This is a genomic window from Trichlorobacter sp., from assembly GCF_030247655.1.
In the GTDB taxonomy this organism is placed as follows: domain Bacteria; phylum Desulfobacterota; class Desulfuromonadia; order Geobacterales; family Pseudopelobacteraceae; genus Trichlorobacter.
On record NZ_JAOTRZ010000152.1, the window covers coordinates 1 to 7,131 of the forward strand.

A 7,131-nucleotide genomic window follows, 5' to 3' on the forward strand; every position below is an offset into this window, starting at 1 on the left:
GCACGGAACCATCCTCAAGCTCAATATCAGCCAGAAAACGCTTGTAGCGCTTGATCAGTTTGCCGGGGATCAGGTCGGGCAGCTTCATCGGGCTGCTGCCAGTTTTGCTGCAATCCTGATGGAGGCTTTCATGCTGGTTGGCGAAGCGGTGCCGGTGCCAGCCAGATTATAGGCAGTGCCGTGGTCAACCGAGGTACGGATGATTGGCAGGCCCAGGGTAATATTGATGCCATCGTCAAAGTGTCGCATCTTGAGCGGGATCAGCCCCTGGTCGTGGTACATGGCCACCACCGCATCATAGGGGGCAGGTTCCTGTACGGCAAAATGAAAGAAGGTGTCAGCGGAGAACGGGCCTGCAACATCCAGCCCCTCGGACTTTGCTGCCGTAATAGCCGGGATAATCGATTCTTGCTCTTCAGTGCCGAACATGCCGCCTTCGCCACAGTGGGGATTCAATGCCAGCACGGCGATTCGCGGAGAACCGTTACCACAGAGCGGTGCCACTCCCGTGGCTGTCACCCGGATGGTCTTCAACACCTGTTCCGTGCTGATCAGAGAGGGGACATGGCCTATCGCCTCATGGATCGTGACTAGTGCCACCCGCAGGACATCACCGGCCAGCATCATCACAAACTGGTCGCAGCGGCATAACTCTGCCAACAGCTCGGTATGGCCGGGATAGTGGTGCCCTGCCTTATGCATTGCCTCTTTACTGATTGGCGCGGTGGCCATGGCTGCCACCTCGCCGGTCAGGCACAGCTCGGCTGCGCGGCGGATATAGCGGTAGACTGCATCGCCAGCCAGCTCTGAAGGCTTGCCATAGGCGATATCAGTCTCAGCCAGGCTGGACAGTTGCAGCAGGGGAATGACGTCATCCGGCAGATCAGCTGCCTCGGCAGTGGAGGAAACAACGACAAGTTTTAGCGAGCTGTTGCAGCTGGTCAGCGCTCGCCCCATGGCCCTCTGGTCGCCCAGCACCAACGGGCTGCAGACGGCCCGGATGGCCGGATCGGTAAGGGCAGCAACAATGACTTCAGGACCGACCCCGCAAGGGTCGCCCATGGTGATGGCAATGAGAGGTTTTTTCATGGGAAGTATGTAGCACAGAAGAGGATCTAAAAGAAATAGTGCCAGAGATAATCCAGTCTGCCCCTGAGAATCATCCGCTTACCTGACCAGGCCATGATCTGTTTGACCAAGGTGCGTTGCTGCGGGGCATAGCAATGAATCCGGCAGCGTCGGCAGGTCGGTTTTTCTGCTTCAAGCGGGCAATGTAACCGTTTTTTTGCGGCATATTCTAAAAACGCTGCGCATTCAGGGCAGAGCGTCAACGGTTGCATCCCCGGGTACACGGTTATTTGCTGCTGGTTGCTATGGAGCTGTCCCGCACACCAGACTTCCGTAAATCTGGCAATAACTTTGATGTCTTTGGCCTGTTGTGCCGTTGGTTCTTTGTGCATGGATCTCATTCTACCTGCTTTTGGCGATAGTTGCATGACAACGGTCAAAAAATTAAAATTGCACAAAGCCTTGAGTTGCGTGGTGAACATGCTATTCTAATATGACTTTAGAGAACGGAACAGGCTAAAAGCATGGGACTGGTGGCGCTTGATAATCTTGAGATCGGAATGGTACTGGCAAGCGACGTACTTGACCGTAACGGCCGTATGCTTTTGGGGGCCGGTGCCGAGCTGAATCAGAAACATTTGACGATCTTCCGTACCTGGGGAGTCGCCGAGGTTGATATTGCCGGCATCGACTATGTTGATAACGAACCACAGATGCCGGCTGAGCTTGATCCGGCTGCGGTGATGGCTGCTGAAGAGGCTCTGCTGCCGCACTTCAGGCATTCCGGTACTGAGCACCCTGCCCTGCGGGAGCTGCTGCGGTTGGCCGCCATCAGAAAGGTACTCCATGGCCTTTGCTGATGCCCCCACCTATACCGTGCAATGGCTGATTGACCGTACCAGTACCGTCTATTCCCTGCCGCTGTTCTATGATCGGCTCAACGAGGCGATCAACCATCCCCGTACCTCCATCGATGACATCGGTAAAATCATTACTGAGGATCAGGGCCTGACCGCCCGTCTGCTACGATTGGCTAACAGTCCGATGTTCGGCTACTTTGGCAAAGTGGATTCCATCAGCAAGGCGGTTACCATCATCGGTACCCAGCAGTTACGGGATCTCGCCCTGGCTGCCTCGGTGATGGGTATCTTTAAGGGGATTCCTGAAGAGTTGATGAGTATGGCCACCTTCTGGCGCCATTCCATTGCTTGTGGCATCATTGCCCGTGCCCTGGCAACCTGGCGGCGTGAGGCCAATGTTGAGCGGTTCTTTGTGGCCGGCATGCTGCACGATATCGGCCAGTTGATTATGGCCACCGTGCTGGGGGATCTGGTGCGGGAGATGATTGAAGAGACCCGGGCAGAAGAGCTGCTCTATTTTGATGTTGAGTTGAAGCGGGTCGGGTTTGATCATGCTGAGGCAGGCGGAGCACTGCTGAAGGACTGGAAGATTCCAGCCAATATTGCTGATCCGGTTGCCTTCCACCATCGACCATCCAGGGCAGAACAGTTTCCGCTTGAAACCTCATTGATTCATATCGCCGATATCATTTGCCAGGCCTTTGAATTGGGCCAGAGCTGTGAACGGTTTGTCCCACCCCTTGACGGCGCCGCCTGGGACAGGCTGGGGATGACGCCCCACCAACTGGGGGCTGTATTGAAGCAGGCTGAACCGCAGATAGAAGAGACCTTTGCCATTCTTTCGGAGACATAAATGACGCGGCAGGATGAGGCCATAACCGATAGCGGTTTCCTGCAGGAGCGGGTTAGTTATCTTGAAGAGTCAAACCGGCGCTACATTGACATCTTTGAGATGTTGGCCAGTAGTGGTGATTTTCAGGCGGATCTAGCCCGCGCTGAAGGGCTGCAGGATATCTTTCAGGCGACCCTGGCCCAGGTTCAACGTTTAATTCCCTTTTATCGGGCCGGTATTTTGGAGGCGATGGATGATGGCAGCTTTGAGCTGACCTCCTGCGACAGCACTCCTTGTAGTACAAAACTGCAGGATGCAGCTGATGCCGCCATTGTTGATGGTGCGTTTGCCTGGGCCCTGAATCGCAACCAGGCCGTCATGATCCCGTCTCAGCGGGGTGGTACCCTGCTGTTGCAGAGTATTACTACCCGTTCCCGCATCCACGGCATGTTTGTCGGTCTGATGCCCGGCGAATCTGCCAGCATTGATGCCCCCACCCTGAACGCCCTTTCCATTCTTTTAAACTCAGCTGCTTATGCCCTGGAAAGCACCACCCTGCGTGGCTTGCTGAAGGAACATATGGCCACTCTGGAACAGCGGGTAGAAGAGCGTACCCGTGAGCTGGCAGTGGCTCGTGAAAAGGCTGAGGCGGCCAGTCAGGCCAAGAGCGAGTTTTTGGCAAATATGTCCCATGAAATCCGTACCCCGATGAACGGCGTGATGGGGATGACGGAGTTGTTGCTGGAAGGTGGTTTCTCACCGGAGCAGCAGCGCAAACAGCTGCTGGCAATTCGGGATTCTGCTGAAAACTTAATGGTTATAATCAATGATATTCTTGATTTTTCCAAGATTGAGGCAGGAAAGCTGGAACTCTGCTGCGCGCCGTTCCTGTTGCGTAAAAGCCTTGAGCAGGGGTTGTACTCACTAGGCTTAAAGGCGGAACAGAAGGGGTTGCGGCTGGTTATCCAGGTGGATGGTGCCGTGCCGGACCGCCTCGGTGGTGATATCTATAAGCTGCGTCAGATTCTGATCAACCTGGTGGGTAACGCGATGAAGTTCAGCGAACAGGGTGTTATCACGGTATCGGCACAGCTTGAACAGGCAGAGGATGCCGGTCTGGTGGTTCGGTTCTGTGTGGCCGATCAAGGGATAGGTATTCCTGCTGAAGCACAGTCCCGCATCTTCGAGACCTTTGAACAGGCCGATGTTACCACCACCAAAAAATTTGGTGGCACCGGTCTGGGGCTGACTATCTGTCGTCGGCTGGCAGAGCTAATGGGAGGCAGGATTTGGGTTGAAAGTGAGCCGGGCAAGGGTAGTTGCTTCATCTTTACCGCCCGTTTGGTTTCGGTTGGTGAGGATGTGGCCATTGAAGGAGAGGGTGTTGCGGTTAGCCAGTCGCTTGAGCCGCTCAAAGGTTTGGCCGTGCTGCTGGCTGATGACGTTGAGGTGAACCGGGAGCTTGCCAAGGCGGTACTGGAACGTTCCGACCATCGTATAACCGAGGCGACCAATGGGCAGGAGGCGTTGAATGCCTATGCCGCCGGGCGGTTTGATATCGTGCTGATGGATGTGCAGATGCCTGAAATGGATGGGCTGCAAGCCGCTGCCGGTATCAGAAGACTGGAGCAGGAACGTGGCACTGGCCGGACACCGATTGTTGCCATGACCGCCTACGCCGGTAAGGATGATCGTGACAAATGTCTGGCTGCTGGCATGGATGATTATCTGTCCAAGCCGGTTAAACCGGCTCAGATGCTGGAGATGCTGCAACGCTACTGTAGCGCCGCCACTGCAGGACCTGAGCTGGAGACCGTTGCAACGCCTCCGCCTACACCCGCACCTGCCGTTGAAGATGAAATTCCGGTTTATGCCAAGGCAGACCTGCTGGAACGGCTGGGCGGCGCCGAAGCGCTGATCCCCCGTTTTCTGGGGCTGTTCTTTAAAGGGGTTGAACCAAACATGGCGGCCCTGGAAGAGGCGATTGCAGCAGCCGAGCCAGACAAGGTGCGGACTACCTCTCACGCCATTAAAGGTTCGTCAGCCAATATTGGTGCCATGCAGATGCGGGAAACCGCCGCCGCCATTGAGGCTGATGCCAAGACCGGTGATATCACCGCGGTTCCGGCGGGTCTGGAGAAGCTGAAGGTGCAGCTGGAAGAGTTTAAGGCTGCAACGGAGAATTAACCCTAAAGTCAATAGCACGCGGATCAAATCTGATTTTGGCAGATTTACGCGGATTTTTTAAAAAGCTGGTTAAAGCTTTAAACGGCAGTTACTCACGCAAAGCCGCAACGCTCGCAACGAAAACCAAACAAGTTACAGGAATATTCAAGTTTTACCCGTTTGGCGAGAGGCTATGTTTGTGCAAGATATTGTTTTTGTTGAGTTGCTTCGTTGCGGGAACTGTTTTTTATAGGTTTAAATCTGCGTACATCCGCTCAATCTGCATCATCCGCGGGCTACTTCTTTTCAGCAGTTTTACCCCAGCTTCAGCTCCGCATCCTCCAACTGCTTGATCCGGTCCCGCAGTTCTGCCGCCTTCTCAAAGTCCAGCTCTTTTGCAGCAGCAAGCATCTCTTTACGCATCTTCTTGATCAGCTTTGGAATTTCCCTTAGTTCAATACCGTAGGTTTCCTGAATATCCGCCACCACCGGTGGGGTGACATAATCCTTTTCAGCGATTGATTCCAGTATGCTGCGCATCCCCTTCTTGACCGTCTCCGGGGTGATGCCGTGCTCAACATTGTAGGCCAGCTGTTTAGTGCGGCGGCGCTCGGTTTCGTCAAGGCAGGCCTGCATGGAGCGGGTGGTCTGGTCAGCATACATCAAGACCCTGCCATCGACATTTCTGGCAGCCCGACCGCAGGTCTGGATCAGGGAGCGGGCCGAACGCAGGAAGCCTTCCTTGTCAGCGTCAAGAATTGCCACCAGCGAAACCTCTGGCAGATCCAGCCCTTCCCGTAGCAGGTTAATCCCCACCAGCACGTCAAATTCACCCAGACGAAGAGAACGCAGGATCTGCATCCGTTCGATGGTGTCAATGTCAGAGTGCAGATAGCGCACCCGCAGCCCCAGCTCCTGGTAGTAGTTGGTCAGCTCCTCGGCCATCCGTTTGGTCAGGGTGGTGACCAGGACGCGATCGCCTTTAGCGACCGTCAGGCGTACCTCATGCAGCAGATCGTCTACTTGACCTGCTGCCCCGTCCTTTCCTGTCGCCGGTCGGATCTCAATCGGCGGATCAACCAGACCGGTGGGACGGATGACCTGTTCCACAAACAGGCCGCCTGCCTGCTGCAGCTCATAATCAGCCGGTGTGGCAGAGACATGCACGACCTGGTTGATCCGGGCTTCATACTCCTGAAAGTTGAGGGGGCGGTTGTCCAGTGCGGCAGGCAGACGGAAGCCATACTCCACCAGGGTCTCTTTGCGGCTGCGGTCACCACGGTACATACCGCCCACCTGGGAGTTGGTTATGTGGGATTCATCCACGAACAGCAGAAAATCTTTGGGAAAATAATCAATCAAGGTAAACGGCGCTTCACCAGGTTGCCGATCATCCAGGTAGCGGGAGTAGTTCTCGATCCCCTGGCAGAATCCCATCTCCTCCATCATCTCAATATCATAATAGGTGCGCTGCTCAATCCGTTGTGCCTCCAACAGCTTGTTCTGCTCCCTGAAGTGGCGAATCCGCTCTTCAAGGTCAAGCCGGATCTGCGCCACCGCCCGTTCAAGATTTTCTTTGCTGGAGACATAGTGGGAGGCCGGAAAAATCGAACATTTGGACAGCTTCTGCAGCGCCACGCCCCGCAGCGGATCGATCTGGGAGATCGCTTCCACCTCATCACCAAAGAACTCAATCCGCAGCGCCCGTTCACTGTCGTAGGCCGGAAAGATCTCGATCACATCACCCCGCACCCGGAAGGTGCCACGGTGGAAGTCGGTGTCATTACGTTGGTACTGTATCTCAACCAGCTTCTTCAGCAGGGTATCGCGGCCATAGTCGTCTCCCTGATGAAAGAAGATATGCATGGCCTGATAGGCATCGGGCGAGCCGATACCATAGATGCAGGAGACCGAGGCCACGATGATCACGTCTGAGCGGGTCAGCAGCGACATGGTGGCGGAGTGGCGCAGCTTGTCGATCTCATCGTTAATTGATGAGTCCTTCTCAATAAAGGTGTCGGTGTTGGGCAGGTAGGCTTCAGGCTGGTAGTAATCGTAGTAGGAAACGAAATATTCCACGGCGTTGTCCGGGAACAGTTCCTTGAACTCACCGTAGAGCTGGGCAGCCAGGGTCTTGTTAGGTGCCAGCACCAGGGCTGGCCGGCCGGTGCGGGCGATGACATTGGCCACGGTAAAGGTCTTGCT

General features: G+C 55.2%; 6 protein-coding genes and 1 pseudogene. 3 read left to right on the forward strand and 4 right to left on the reverse strand.

The genetic code is table 11. The features are described from left to right. The 3 genes and pseudogenes from OEL57_RS12055 to OEL57_RS12065 all read right to left on the reverse strand — a co-directional run. Positions 1–88 (reverse strand): annotated as a pseudogene (locus OEL57_RS12055) (DNA/RNA nuclease SfsA); the annotation flags it as partial. Then, entirely contained in the window at positions 85–1,089 is a 1,005-nt protein-coding gene (gene pdxA, locus OEL57_RS12060) for a 4-hydroxythreonine-4-phosphate dehydrogenase PdxA (RefSeq protein ID WP_300740778.1), read from the reverse strand. The gene pdxA and the pseudogene OEL57_RS12055, both read right to left, overlap by 4 nt. 26 nt (positions 1,090–1,115) lie before the next feature. Then, on the reverse strand, positions 1,116–1,469 hold the full coding sequence (locus tag OEL57_RS12065) for a nitrous oxide-stimulated promoter family protein (protein ID WP_300740779.1): 354 nt from the start codon (positions 1,467–1,469) through the stop codon (positions 1,116–1,118). A 123-nt stretch (positions 1,470–1,592) separates the two neighbouring features. Here OEL57_RS12065 and OEL57_RS12070 point away from each other — a divergent pair, with 123 nt between their 5' ends. Genes OEL57_RS12070 through OEL57_RS12080 form a run of 3 tightly spaced genes read left to right on the forward strand, consistent with a single transcriptional unit; the run spans position 1,593 to position 4,947 of the window. After that, positions 1,593–1,928 carry a hypothetical protein gene (locus OEL57_RS12070; RefSeq protein WP_300740780.1) on the forward strand — a complete coding sequence of 112 codons (336 nt, stop codon included), beginning with the start codon at positions 1,593–1,595 and terminating at the stop codon, positions 1,926–1,928. Further along, positions 1,915–2,781 (forward strand): HDOD domain-containing protein, encoded by an 867-nt coding sequence (locus OEL57_RS12075; RefSeq protein WP_300740781.1) that lies wholly within the window; start codon positions 1,915–1,917, stop codon positions 2,779–2,781. The genes OEL57_RS12070 and OEL57_RS12075 overlap by 14 nt, the downstream gene beginning before the upstream one ends. Next, positions 2,782–4,947 carry an ATP-binding protein gene (locus OEL57_RS12080; RefSeq protein WP_300740782.1) on the forward strand — a complete coding sequence of 722 codons (2,166 nt, stop codon included), beginning with the start codon at positions 2,782–2,784 and terminating at the stop codon, positions 4,945–4,947. A gap of 294 nt (positions 4,948–5,241) precedes the next feature. On the opposite strand, the gene uvrB is transcribed toward OEL57_RS12080, so the two are convergent. Beyond that, positions 5,242–7,131: excinuclease ABC subunit UvrB (uvrB, locus tag OEL57_RS12085; RefSeq protein ID WP_300740783.1), on the reverse strand; the 1,890-nt coding region annotated here is incomplete at its 5' end.

Coding starts and splice junctions, on each gene's coding strand:
- pdxA (WP_300740778.1), bottom strand. CDS start 1,089: ATGAAAAAACCTCTCATTGCCATCACCATGGGCGACCCTTGCGGGGTC.
- OEL57_RS12080 (WP_300740782.1), top strand. CDS start 2,782: ATGACGCGGCAGGATGAGGCCATAACCGATAGCGGTTTCCTGCAGGAG.
- OEL57_RS12065 (WP_300740779.1), bottom strand. CDS start 1,469: ATGAGATCCATGCACAAAGAACCAACGGCACAACAGGCCAAAGACATC.
- OEL57_RS12075 (WP_300740781.1), top strand. CDS start 1,915: ATGGCCTTTGCTGATGCCCCCACCTATACCGTGCAATGGCTGATTGAC.
- OEL57_RS12070 (WP_300740780.1), top strand. CDS start 1,593: ATGGGACTGGTGGCGCTTGATAATCTTGAGATCGGAATGGTACTGGCA.